The sequence below is a fragment of the Acidaminobacter sp. genome (genome assembly GCF_030247605.1).
GTDB lineage: Bacteria > Bacillota > Clostridia > Peptostreptococcales > Acidaminobacteraceae > Acidaminobacter.
In genome coordinates this window covers 1-11,881 of the sequence record NZ_JAOTSB010000034.1, presented here as the reverse complement: position 1 = coordinate 11,881, position 11,881 = coordinate 1, and the positions used below count along the sequence as shown (strand labels likewise).

15 protein-coding genes are annotated in these 11,881 nt (G+C 51.3%); 13 read left to right on the top strand and 2 right to left on the bottom strand.

Annotation, left to right across the window (positions count from 1 at the left end):
- Positions 1-112 precede the first annotated feature (112 nt).
- The 13 genes from OEL90_RS12925 (at position 113) to OEL90_RS12865 (ending at position 10,243) form a co-directional block, all read left to right on the top strand.
- Complete coding sequence (locus OEL90_RS12925; RefSeq protein WP_291402479.1) at positions 113-313, top strand: DUF6440 family protein; 201 nt, start codon at positions 113-115, stop codon at positions 311-313.
- A gap of 100 nt (positions 314-413) precedes the next feature.
- A complete protein-coding gene (locus tag OEL90_RS12920) occupies positions 414-860 on the top strand; it encodes an HNH endonuclease (RefSeq protein WP_291402481.1) in 447 nt (148 codons plus the stop codon).
- Between the two features lie 411 nt (positions 861-1,271).
- Positions 1,272-1,799, top strand: coding sequence for a methylated-DNA--[protein]-cysteine S-methyltransferase (locus tag OEL90_RS12915; protein ID WP_291402483.1), 528 nt, complete (start codon positions 1,272-1,274; stop codon positions 1,797-1,799).
- Entirely contained in the window at positions 1,786-2,436 is a 651-nt protein-coding gene (locus tag OEL90_RS12910) for a DNA-3-methyladenine glycosylase family protein (RefSeq protein WP_291402485.1), read from the top strand. Before OEL90_RS12915 ends, OEL90_RS12910 begins: the two co-directional genes overlap by 14 nt.
- A 38-nt stretch (positions 2,437-2,474) precedes the next feature.
- On the top strand, positions 2,475-3,425 hold the full coding sequence (locus OEL90_RS12905) for a DNA alkylation repair protein (RefSeq protein ID WP_291402487.1): 951 nt from the start codon (positions 2,475-2,477) through the stop codon (positions 3,423-3,425).
- Positions 3,418-4,005, top strand: a complete 588-nt coding sequence (locus tag OEL90_RS12900) for a bifunctional transcriptional activator/DNA repair enzyme AdaA (protein WP_291402489.1) — start codon at positions 3,418-3,420, stop codon at positions 4,003-4,005. The genes OEL90_RS12905 and OEL90_RS12900 overlap by 8 nt, the downstream gene beginning before the upstream one ends.
- A 456-nt stretch (positions 4,006-4,461) precedes the next feature.
- Entirely contained in the window at positions 4,462-4,920 is a 459-nt protein-coding gene (locus OEL90_RS12895; protein WP_291402491.1) for an RrF2 family transcriptional regulator, read from the top strand.
- Positions 4,921-5,051: 131 nt separating this feature from the next.
- Complete coding sequence (nifS, locus tag OEL90_RS12890; protein WP_291402493.1) at positions 5,052-6,230, top strand: cysteine desulfurase NifS; 1,179 nt, start codon at positions 5,052-5,054, stop codon at positions 6,228-6,230.
- Positions 6,230-6,679, top strand: coding sequence for a Fe-S cluster assembly scaffold protein NifU (gene nifU / locus OEL90_RS12885; protein ID WP_291402494.1), 450 nt, complete (start codon positions 6,230-6,232; stop codon positions 6,677-6,679). Before nifS ends, nifU begins: the two co-directional genes overlap by 1 nt.
- A 17-nt stretch (positions 6,680-6,696) precedes the next feature.
- Positions 6,697-7,782 carry a tRNA 2-thiouridine(34) synthase MnmA gene (gene mnmA / locus OEL90_RS12880; RefSeq protein ID WP_291402496.1) on the top strand — a complete coding sequence of 362 codons (1,086 nt, stop codon included), beginning with the start codon at positions 6,697-6,699 and terminating at the stop codon, positions 7,780-7,782.
- A 304-nt stretch (positions 7,783-8,086) separates the two neighbouring features.
- Positions 8,087-9,436, top strand: a complete 1,350-nt coding sequence (locus tag OEL90_RS12875; RefSeq protein ID WP_330583737.1) for a hemolysin family protein — start codon at positions 8,087-8,089, stop codon at positions 9,434-9,436.
- A 90-nt stretch (positions 9,437-9,526) separates the two neighbouring features.
- Positions 9,527-9,853, top strand: coding sequence for a DUF1904 family protein (locus OEL90_RS12870; protein ID WP_291402498.1), 327 nt, complete (start codon positions 9,527-9,529; stop codon positions 9,851-9,853).
- Between the two features lie 63 nt (positions 9,854-9,916).
- Complete coding sequence (locus tag OEL90_RS12865) at positions 9,917-10,243, top strand: DUF1904 family protein (protein WP_291402501.1); 327 nt, start codon at positions 9,917-9,919, stop codon at positions 10,241-10,243.
- A 313-nt stretch (positions 10,244-10,556) separates the two neighbouring features.
- Here OEL90_RS12865 and OEL90_RS12860 read toward each other — a convergent pair whose 3' ends face one another.
- Together OEL90_RS12860 and OEL90_RS15235 are read right to left on the bottom strand one after the other, a co-directional pair.
- On the bottom strand, positions 10,557-11,774 hold the full coding sequence (locus OEL90_RS12860; RefSeq protein ID WP_300689220.1) for an RNA-guided endonuclease TnpB family protein: 1,218 nt from the start codon (positions 11,772-11,774) through the stop codon (positions 10,557-10,559).
- 15 nt (positions 11,775-11,789) lie between these two features.
- Positions 11,790-11,881 (bottom strand): transposase (locus OEL90_RS15235; protein WP_300689246.1); only part of this gene is annotated, 92 nt, incomplete at its 5' end.

Genomic DNA, 11,881 nt, shown 5'->3' with positions numbered 1-11,881 from the left:
ACCATCGGCAAGTCCCCTTCAATTCTCTCGACAGGCCCTGCCTCAATTTGATATACTGGTCTCAAATCTATATCACAACTAACCACCACCCAACCGGAACAGGGGGCAGACCATGTTTGGCAAAAAAGGCGACAACCGCTTCGAGACTATCTATTCCCAGGGCAAGATCAGCGTTTCCCGGATTATCGTTGATAGAGAAACCGGCGTCAACTACCTTTTTGTGTCTGATGGTTCCGCCGCCGGCCTGACCCTCCTGGTAGACCGCGAGGGCAAACCCGTCATTTCCCGCGTTGAAGACAACACCCACCTTTAACATCCACCGCACATAATTCAAGTCCCAACACCCACCAAGGCCGTAGACCACTGCGGCCTTTTGTAATACCCACCATTAAAAAAAGAAGGGCAGGTGAACCATGTCCCCGCGAAAATATGTCACCATTGACCGCCATTACCTTTTCAACCGCCAGCGCGGCACCTGCTTCTTCTGCGGCAAGCCCCTCAAAATGGGCACCCTCAGTATCGACCACTACCTCCCCAAGAGTGCCGGCGGCACCAACGACGTCTTTAACCTCGTCGCTTCCTGCAAGTCCTGCAACGCCGAAAAACTAAATACTATGCCGATGGACGTCGAATCCCAACACATCGCATGGTTCATAGAAGCTTACGACGACCATCACATCCTCACCAAGTCCAGCATCACGATCCCAAAAGACACCTTGATCGAATGGGTCCACAGCATTCACCGCTCTTACCCCAGCGGCGACTTTACCGTCTTTGAATCCCCAGGCCACCGCTTTTACGTTCGCTTTAACCAGATCGAAAAAATTATTGCCTTCCATCAGTCTGAAATAGACGAGTAAGCTGCGGCCTGCGCCTATCGACCCCATCTGTCGAAGTAGTAGGTCTGACCCCATCTGTACCCCGCATGTATTGACGAATAAGTTTGAGTAGGTCTGACCCCGTTGGTTCAAATTAATGGTTTTGCAGGTCTGACCCCGTTGGGTACTTCAACAATGCAGGTCTGACCCCGTTGGGTACATCAACAATGCAGGTCTGACCCCGCCAGGTACTTCAACAATGCAGGTCTGAGCCCGCCAGGCACTTCAGACCCCGTTGGTTCATTTTATATTTAAACAAATTACTTCCGCTTTTTCTGGAAGTTATCTTTGGCCATTTATATTACAATGAAAGTAATCATTTCTTCCTTTAACTCTTAGAATCCTATTAGACAGTCAAGCCTTAAACACCCAACTTTCAGGAGGCGACCCCACATGCAGCAAGTCCATTACTTCTCCTACACAACCCGTCTCGGCCCTGTCATTATAGCGGACAACGGCGCCGCCATCACCCATCTTCTGATCGGTGACGCCGCCGCTAACTTCCAAAGCTCAGAGAACAGCCGTCTCACGCCGCCACCCATCCTCAAAGAAACACCTCTAATCCGAGAGGCTCACCAGCAGCTGGAAGACTACCTCAGCGGCGCCCGCCAAACCTTCGACCTTCCAATTGCCCCAACCGGTACCGACTTCCAGAAGAACGTGTGGTCCGCCCTGAGACAAATCCCATATGGGACTACTCAAACCTATGCTGACATCGCCAAAAGCATAGGCAGCCCCAGCGCCTCCAGGGCAGTGGGCACCGCCTGCGGCCGCAACCCCATACTCATCATCACCCCATGCCACCGCGTCATAGGCACAAATGGCAAACTCACCGGCTTTGCTGCCGGCCTCGACGTTAAAACCACCTTGCTCCAATTGGAGCACGTCCTTCCCGCAGCAACTGCCCATGACCCCAACTAATTCCAAAGCCATACCGCCGAATAACCCACAGTTTCTCCCATACCCGGACCACGCCCTGGAGCATCTGACCGCCCGAGATCCTGCACTTGGCCTCGCTATCCAACACTTTGGCCGCCTGGAACGCCCCGTCGCCCCGGATCCCTTCACCGCCCTCGCCAGCGCCATCACTGGCCAGCTCATTTCCACCAAAGCCTACGACGCCATATGGGCCCGCCTCAAAAAAGAGCTCCAGACTGTCACCCCCCAAACCGTCTATGCCGCCGGCCCGGAAGCCCTGCGCGCCTGCGGTCTTACCCGCAACAAAGCCGCCGCCATCCACCAAGCCGCCGCGGCCATCCTCTCCAGCGCCTTCGACCTGAACGCCGCCGCGACTATGGACGACGAGGCAGCCATCCATCACCTCAGCTCTTTAAAAGGCATTGGCCGATGGTCATCCGAAATCACCCTCATCCACGGCTTCCTCCGTCTCAATATCCTAAGTTATGGTGACGCGGCTATCCGACGCGGTATGTGCAACCTGTATGGAGTACCGACCATCGGCAAAGATTTTTTTGAAACCTGCAAAGCCGCCTATTCGCCCTATGGCTCGGTGGCGTCCATCTATTTATGGAAATCTGCATTTATCGAAATCATATAATCATCATATTTTGAACAAAAATTATTCCTGGAGGTCCTATGCTGACGCCTTCGCAAAAATCCATGATCAATGAATCAACCTCCCTCCACGATGATCTCCAGAACCTCCTGAAGACCCTCGCCGAACCCGGTTACCAAAAGTTCGCCTCTGCGTTGCTGCCGGGGACGACTAACCTTCTTGGCGTAAGGCTGCCAATCCTGCGCCAAATTGCGGGCGACATCGCGAAAGGTGACTGGCCGCATTATCTCAGCACGCCCACAGACACCTATTTTGAAGAAACTATGCTGCAGGGCATGGTCATTGGGTTCGTCACAAAAAAAACAGGTGGGGTCGATAGGCGCAAGCCACAGACCTACTTATCTCTCAAAAGTGACACGCGGGGTCAGACCTACTTGTCCTCAAAAGATGACACGTGGGATCAGACCTACTCGTCTCTTAAAAGTGACATGCGGGGTCAGACCTACTCGTACCTAAAAGCCTTCATCCCCAGAATTGACAACTGGTCCGTGTGCGACAGCTTCTGTGCCGGGCTTAAATTTGCAAAAGATAGAAGGGAAGAGGTCTGGCCGTTTCTCATGGAATGCCTGAAATCCGACCATGAGTTTGAATTTCGTTTTGGTGCGGTCATGCTCCTGAATCATTATTTAACCCATGACTGGATCGACAATGTCCTGGAAGCCCTTTTCACACACACTCACAAAGACTATTATGCGAAGATGGCCATCGCTTGGGGACTTTCCCAAGCCTTCGCCTTTGACTCGGGAAAAACCTTAACGCATTTTGAACAACGGTGGGCGATAGGCACAGCCGCAATAGGCAAAGCCGCAATAGGCGGAGGCGCGATTAGCACAGCAACGTCAGATGCGGCCATAGACCAGGATGTCTTCGTCCGCCAAAAGACTTTCCAAAAAATCCTCGAATCCAATAAAGTCAGCGCCGAGTATAAATCCCTCATTAAAGCCATGAAAGAAGGGGAGAGCCGTGGCTAAAAATGAACATCCCGGAAAACCCTTGCGACCCACCCATCAAGATAAACTCGCCGGCGTCCTCAACTCCGACCCGGCGTACGATGGCCAATTTTTCTACGCCGTCAAATCCACCGGCATCTTCTGCCGCCCGTCCTGTAAGTCCAAAAACCCCAAAATCGAAAATATCGACTTCTTTGACACAAGTGATGATGCTCAACGCGCCGGCTATAGGCCCTGCAAGCGCTGCCGGCCCGACCTGCTCACTTATGAACCGTACAAAGAAAATGTCGAGGCAATCTATAACGCCATCATGACACATCTCCTGGAGCAGGAGTCTCTAACCGCCCAGATGAAGGCCCTGGGCGCACATCAGGACCCAATTAAATCTGCGTTCAAGACTCGTTACGGCAGCCTGCCATCGGCGCTCATTACCCAGAAACGCCTCTCCCTTGCTGCCGATGGTCTCCTCACCACCACGAAACCCATACTCCAAATTGCCCTCGACAGCGGCTTTTCCAGCCAATCCGCCTTCTATGACGCCTTCAAGCGCACTTACCACACTTCGCCAGGGAAGTACAGAAAACAGAACACTAATTCATAAGAGTTAAACGAAGGTGTCCGCGAAGACGCCTTTTTTATTTGAAGTCAATGCTGGTGACGCGGACAACTTTCACTTTGATGTCAGACACTCAACTCACTTTGGTGTCAGACACCAACTTCACCTGAGTGTCTGACACCCAACTCAAACCGGTGCCAGAGCTTTGTAATATTTCAGTAACATTCCAACCGCATCCCCCACCAATCCACTCGGCTTTGTACGTGAAAAAGTGCAAGATTTCTGCCGTAATTCCGCCCAGTGAGCCTTGACACAACCTTAACCACGTATTATACTTGACTTGAATTCCCACCTATAAACTCGGGATTGAATCACAACACTAAATCACAACAAAAATCACAACAAAAATCCCAACATCATAAAGACAATAAAAATTACATTGTACACAACCTAATTCACTTTCTCCAACCAGTACCACCACAACCCTATGAGGTGACAAAAATGAAACTCTCCACACGCGGCCGCTACGGCCTCAAAGCCATGTTCGACCTGGCACTGAACGACGGCGACGTCCCAGTCTCCCTGACTTCCATTGCGGAGCGGCAGGGGATCAGCGTCAACTACCTGGAACAGCTCATCGCGCCACTGAAAAAAGCTGACCTCGTCAAGAGCGTCCGCGGCGCACAGGGCGGCTACCTCCTCAACAAGCCCGCTGACCAGATCAGCGTCGCCGACATCCTGACCGTCCTCGAAGGCCCCCTCGGCCCCACAGAATGCGTCCGGCTCCTGGGCGACGACGCCTGCGAGCAGGCGGACTACTGCGTGACCCACATGATCTACGAAAAAATGCGCGACAGCCTGCTTCAAGTCGTCACGACCATTACTCTCAAGGACATGGTCCTCGACCACAAGCGCATGCATGCCGGCCCAATCGACACACAATTTTTCTGCAACAAATAATTCATTGAAGGGTCAATGCGCTGGCAGCTGACCATCGGCAAAAATAAATCTTTAAAGCGCACCACAAAAGCGCACCACAGGCACCGCAAAGAAAAATTGATCAGACTATTATCCTGAAGGAGTCCTGCCCAATGAGAAGCGTCTACATGGACCATTCCGCCACCACACCCGTCAAACCAGAAGTCGTCCAGGCCATGCTCCCTTATTTCACCGAAATCTACGGCAACGCCTCCAGCGTCCACGCCTTCGGCCGCGAAGCCCGCAAAGGCGTCATGAGCGCCCGCCAGACGATTGCCGACTCCATAGGCGCCCACGCCGACGAGCTCTACTTCACCGCCGGCGGCACCGAGTCCGACAACTGGGCCATCCGCGGCGTCGCCTATGCGAACAAAGCCAAGGGCAACCACATCATCACCACCACTATTGAACACCACGCCGTCCTCCACGTCTGCGAGATGCTGGAAAAGGAAGGCTTCGAAGTGACCTATCTCAAGACGGATGCCGATGGTCTCATTTCCCTCAAAGACCTGGAAGCAGCAATCCGGCCAAGCACCACCCTGATTTCCATCATGGCTGTCAACAACGAGATCGGCACTATACAGCCCATTGAAGAAATAGGCCACATCGCCAAAAAGCACGGCGTCCTCTTCCACACCGACGCCGTCCAGGCCCTCGGCAAGATCGAGCTCGACGTCAACAAGCAAAACATCGATCTCATGAGCTTCTCCGCCCACAAGCTTTACGGACCAAAGGGCATAGGCGCCCTCTACGTGCGTAAAAGCGTCCGCATCAAGAACCTCATGGACGGCGGGGCACAGGAGAAGAAGAGAAGACCGGGCACGGAAAACGTTCCGGGCATCATCGGCTTTGCCAAGGCTGTCGAAATGGCAGCGGAAGGCTTTGAAGAAAACAACGCCCGCCTGATCCGCCTGAGAGACAAAATGATCGCCGGCATCGAAGCCACGATTCCTTACATCCGCCTCAACGGCCACCGCACCCAGCGCCACCCGGGCAATGTCAACTTCTGCTTTGAGTTCATCGAAGGCGAGTCCCTGCTCCTGAGCCTCGACCTCGTGGGCGTCGCCGCCTCAAGCGGTTCGGCGTGTACCTCGGGCTCCTTGGATCCGTCCCATGTTCTCATGGCAATTGGTCTGACTCATGAAATTGCCCATGGCAGCCTGCGTCTGTCCCTTGGCGAATTCACCACGGACGAAGACGTCGACTATGTTATTGAGCAGCTGAAGCCAATCGTTGAGCGACTTCGCAGCTATTCACCACTATATGAAAAAGCCACTGGAGGAACCCGCTAATGTATAACGAAAAAGTCATGGAACACTTCACCAATCCAAGAAATGTCGGCGAGATTGCTGATGCCGATGGTATGGGTGAAGTCGGCAACGCGAAATGCGGCGACATCATGCGCATGTACCTCAAAATTGAAGACAACCGCATAGTCGATGTCAAGTTCAAGACCTTCGGCTGCGGGTCCGCCATTGCGTCTTCCAGCGTCGCTACAGAGCTGATCAAGGGCCGCACTATCAAGGAAGCCCTCACGCTCACCAACCAGGAAGTCATCTCTGCCCTCGGCGGCCTCCCGACGGTCAAGATCCACTGCTCCGTCCTCGCTGAGCAAGCCATCAAAGCCGCGCTCCTCGACTATGCCAACAAGAATGGCCTGACTTTCGAGGAACTCGCCAACTTCAATCCGGATGACGATGGTCACGACCACGGCCACGAGGACGATGAGCACGAGCATTAAAACGGAGGATCACAGCAATGCCAAATAAAAACCGCGTCGTCGTCGGTATGAGCGGCGGCGTCGACAGCACCGCCACCGCCTGGCTCCTCAAGGAAGCCGGCTACGACGTCATAGGCGTCACCATGAAGCTCTGGGAAGATGATGACCCCGATTACGTCGAAAAAGAGGGAGGCTGCTGCAGCCTGTCCTCCATAGACGACGCCCGCCGCGTCTGCGACAAAATAGGCATCCCATTCTACGTCATCAACTTCAAGCCCGTCTTCCGAGAAAAAGTCATAGATTACTTCATAGACGAATACCAGCACGGCCGCACGCCGAACCCGTGCATCGCCTGCAACAAATATGTCAAGTTCGACGCCCTCATCAAAAAAGCCCACGAGCTCGACGCCTACTACGTCGCGACGGGCCACTACGCCAAAGTCGAGCAGCTCCCGGACACAGGCCGCTACGTCATCCGCCTCTCTGAAGAGAAGCGCAAGGACCAGACCTACGTCCTCTGCAACCTCACCCAGGACCAGCTCCAACACATTCTGATGCCCCTGGGCGACTTCGACTCCAAGGAAAAAGTCCGCGAGATCGCGTCCCGCTTCGACCCACACGTCGGCGGCAAGTCCGACTCCCAGGAGATCTGCTTTATCCCGGACGACAACCACTCCCGGTTCCTCACAGAACACCTTGGCGACCAAATCGTCCCAGGTGACTTCGTCGACCCGGAAGGCAAAAAACTTGGCAAACACAAAGGCATTGTCCATTACACAATAGGCCAGCGCAAAGGCCTCGGCCTCTCTCTGGGCCAGCCCGGCTATGTCACTAAAATCGAAACCGACACCAACCGCGTCATCATAGGCGGGGCAGAGGACGTCTTCTCAGACACCCTCTATGCCAACGGCCTCAACTTCATGCCCTTCGAGACCCTCACAGAACCCATGCGCGTCTTGGCAAAAATTCGCTACGCCGCGCCGCCGGCCCCAGCCACCCTCAGTCCGGCAGGGGAGGACCGCGTCAAAGTTGTCTTTGACACCCCGCAGCGCGCCATCACTCCGGGTCAAGCCGTCGCGTTTTACGTAGGCGACATGCTGATAGGTGGAGGAACTATACTTTAGACCGCTTTCAAAAACAGAGTTCTGCCGATGGTCACAATCACACAACCCAACTCACCACCAGAAGCCCTGCCAGCCAAAAATTGCAGGGCTTTTTTTACGCCCATCCCCCGTCCTGCATGATTTCCTCCAATTTACACAATCTTTTGTTTTAGACCGCCTATTTGGTGCTATAATAGCAATAGAGTTCTCAAAATTGTGACAAAAACAAACCAAATCGTTACCTGGACAAAACACACCCCTAAGCATAGAGCTGCACTACATACAACCCTCTACGCCATCACAGCTTCCGGAAGGATGACACCTGATGACACCACTGTTCCTCCTGGCCGCCCTGATCCTGCTCAACGGATTCTTCTCGGCCTCCGAGATCGCCCTGATCTCCCTGAACGACAAGAAAATACAGTCCATGGCAGAAGACGGCCATCTTAAAGCCATAAAACTCAGAAAAATCCTCGGCGAACCCAGCCGCTTCCTGGCAACCATCCAGGTCGGCATCACCCTGGCCGGCTTCCTGGCCAGCGCCTTCGCCGCGCTCTACTTTTCGCCGCGTCTTTACATCTTCATGAAACCAACACTGATGAACTTCAATTTATCAGATGCCACCCAGGTGAACTTATCAGTCGTTCTCATCACCCTGGTCCTGTCCTACTTCAGCCTCGTCCTCGGCGAGCTCGTCCCAAAACGCCTCGCCAGCCATAACGCTGAGAACTTTGCCATGGCCGTCATAGGCCCTGTCACGCTTCTCTCCGTCATTACATATCCTTTCGTCCGCTTTCTAACCTTTTCCAGCAACTTCTTCGTCCGCCTCTTCGGCATTGACCCCCTCCACGAAAACGAAAACGTCACCGAGGAAGAAATCCGCATGATGGTCGACGTCGGCGAGGAGAAGGGCACCATCGAAATCGACGAGAAGGAAATGATCAACAACATCTTTGAATTCAACGACAAGACTGTCGACGATATAATGACCCACCGCATGGACATCGTGGGCCTGCCCCTCGAGGCTACCCTGGAGGAAACCGTGACCCTCATCAACGAGGAGAAGTACTCCCGCATCCCGGTGTATGACGATACTATTGACAGCATCGTCGGCATCCTCTTCTCCAAGGACATCATTCAGTATCTCGCCGGCTCCTTCAATACAGAGCTTTCTGCCGATGGTTTCAGCCTCCAGCCCCTCCTCCGCAAGCCCTACTTCGTCCCAACCTCCAAGCATACAGATGATCTCCTGCGGGACTTCAAAAAGAACAAAGTCCACATGGCCGTCATCATTGACGAATACGGCGGCACCGCCGGCATTGTCACCCTCGAGGATCTACTCGAAGAAATCGTCGGTGATATCTCCGACGAGGACGACGAAGACGACCTCCTCCAGGATATTACGCCTCAGGACGACGGTTCCTACCTTGTCGAAGGTCTCGCCAGCCTCGAAGACCTCGAAGCCTACTTCAAAGTCAACCTTCCCACTGAAGAATTCAAAACCGTCACCGGCTTTATCATCGGCGAACTGGGCAACATTCCGGATGAAGGGGAGCACCCAACCTTCAACTACGACGGCCTGACCTTCCTCGTTCTGGAAGTCGATGAAAAGCGCGTCACCAAAGTCAGAGTGACATTGACGCAAAAAGACGAAGAAGAGTTTGTAGAAGAGTAGCAGGGTGATCCAACAAAAGTTTAAAGTTCATTGTAGGGAAGAAAGCCAAGAACGCTTTCTTCCCTTAAAAATTGGTAAAGGAGAACCAATATGCCACAGCTAATCTTTTCAGGCGTTAAACAAGAAGAAGTCAAAGACGTCAGCACCCAATTGGTCGACGCTCTGGCAAAAATTGCAGACGCACCGAGGGACTATTTCACTCTTGAGGTGAACGACAGTGATTTTGTCTTCGACGGAGAAATTGTTAAAATCAATCCCGTCATCCAGGTGTTGTGGTTCGACAGGGGACAGGCAGTCAAAGACGAAATGGTCAGTGTCATAGATCAAGCTTTGCGGAGCAAAGGCTATCCAAACATCGAAATTATTTTTGAAGCCCTTGGAAAAGAAAGTTACTACGAGAATGCAGTACATTACTAAGTTTTAATTCAAAGTTTTCAATTCTAATTCGAGCAAAAAAACATATTGAAAGGGGACTGCCACATGCCAAAATTAATCTTTAAAGGCGTCGAAATCGAAGAAATCAAAGAAATGAGCACCAAATTGGTCGATACACTTTCCGGACTCACTAATGCCCCAAGAAACGTGTTCACCCTTGAGTGCGTTGAAAGCGCCTTTGTCTATGATGGAGAGATCGTCAAACCAGCTCCCGTCATAGAAGTCAAGTGGATCGAACGCGGTCAGATTGTCAAAGACCAGGTGGCTAATGCCATTGACCAGGCACTACGTGCCAAGGGCTACGAGCATGTTGAAATCATCTTCACGGAGTTGAAAAAGGGCGATTATTATATTAATGCGAAAGTTTATTAATTGTAAAAAAGATAAAATCAAAGGCCAACAAAGTGCGTAATAGAGTACGACTTGTTGGCCTTTTGTTGTTTGAAAAAGTCTAAAAGTTACGCCCGGTGTCAATAGACCTTAGCCGCAGATCCGCATGAGGATCCAACGGGGTCAGACCTGCACAAATCTTGCATTTTAGTGATCCAGCGGGGTCAGACCTGCAAAATTCCTAAAGCGCTCCATTGAACCACCCATGACTGAAGTCACGGGATTCTTGGGTCCTCACATCCATCGATGCGAAATATACCAAGCTATCCCCACAGTTCCTGCGGTTCTTGTTACGTTAACTTGCAGTTCTTAATCCTTCTTTTTGAATGTTGATGGCCGCGTTGAAATCCCTGTCGATCTCTAATCCACATTCTTCGCACCGATACAGCCTTACACTTAAATCCTTTGTCTGTTCACTTTGATGACCACATTTAGAGCAGATTTGACTGGATGCATAGAACCTGTCTACTTTGCGAACCAGCTTATAATTCCATTTACCTTTGTATTCCAGTTGTCTGAAGAACTCTGAAAAGCCCGCGTCAGCAATGCTCTTTGCCAGTCTTCTGTTCTTAATCATACCTTTCACATTTAGATCTTCTATGAAGATCTGATCGTAGCGTTCTATCAGCGACGTGCTCAGCCTGTGAATGAAATCCTTTCGACAGTTTCTAACCCGCTTATGCCAACGGCTCACTTTGACGCGCTGTCGGTTTCGATTCTTTCCGCCCTTCTGACGACGGCTTAACTTTCGCTGCTCTTTGATCATGCGTTTTTCATATTTTCGGTAATATTTTGGATTTTCCGCGACTTCCTTGTCAGAGGTGTAATAGAACGCTTTCAAGCCCATATCGATACCAACATTTGAACCCGTCGCAGCAGTTGGCTCATGCTCTATTTCAATACAGCACAGGCTGACGTAATACTTTCCATCTGATTCTTTTGTGATCGCCGCAGACACCATTCTACCTTGATAGGGTCTTGAATAGGCAATTTTGACATCTTTTACTTTTGGAAGTTTGATTTTGCAGTTTTGCTTTCTATACTTGCCGGATGAGGTATACTGAACTTCCTTTTCCTTGACCTCAATATTGTTTCCAGTCCAGCTCATTTTGCAGGACTGGACTAAATCTCTGTAAGATTTGAATTTCGGATGTCCTTCCAGATCGTAAAAGGTAAGCGCTTTGCCTGTCCGCGCTGCTTTTTCCAGGGTTTTCTTTGAGTATTTCTTTTGACCTTTATTAAAACGTGAATAAGCACTCGCTAAGTCTTTAAGTGTGTTCTGCAAAACAGATTTTTCGCACTGATAGAGCCATGGATGATTTCCCTTAAGCTCAGTGAGCAACTTCGACATCTTATTGTAGGGGATGAGGTGTTCCTTTTTTTCATACCGGTCCATATTCAGTTTCAGAAAATGATTCCAGACGAAGCGCTTTGCTGAGAACATGGTCTCGAGTTGTTCCTGCTGAGTTTTATTGGGTTGAATTCGGTACTTGTAGCCCTTTTCAATCAGCATGCCCTCAGCACCGCCCTATTTTTCTTTTTGTGATTGTATGTAAGCTTTGATCTCAGCTTCAGTATTTTCAGAATACGTAACGACAAAATAACCTGGATTCCATAAGT